The organism is Photorhabdus sp. RM71S (assembly GCF_042879355.1).
In the GTDB taxonomy this organism is placed as follows: domain Bacteria; phylum Pseudomonadota; class Gammaproteobacteria; order Enterobacterales; family Enterobacteriaceae; genus Photorhabdus; species Photorhabdus kayaii.
Genome location: NZ_JBHFKV010000244.1, coordinates 1 through 309, shown reverse-complemented (window position 1 = coordinate 309; position 309 = coordinate 1). Strand labels below are relative to the sequence as shown.

1 protein-coding gene is annotated in these 309 nt (G+C 47.2%); it reads right to left on the bottom strand.

The window, feature by feature from the left end:
- On the bottom strand, positions 1–309 hold a 309-nt coding region (locus tag ACGF5R_RS24730; RefSeq protein WP_387693291.1), incomplete at both ends, for an Rpn family recombination-promoting nuclease/putative transposase.

The following is a 309-nucleotide window of genomic DNA, read 5'->3' as shown; positions in this document are numbered from 1 at the left end:
CCTCGCTCAAGCCCTTTTTGTTCAAGCTGTTCTGCAATAGTCATCAACATCGTTTCATGCTCCGGAGATTGTTCAATCAGTTGATGGACAAATTGGGAGAGATCCAGCGTATGTCCATTCAGTAAAATATAGCTTAACACTACATTGCGCTGCTCGGCTGTATTATACCCTGCATTCAGGAGTTCCACCAATTGGGGCACCCATTCCTGCATATCCCGGCAGCGAATGTGTTTTTGCACCAGCTCCATCAGGGCAACGCCTTTATGTGTCAGGATTTCTTCATCGCTGAGCACACTGACGTCCACTAAC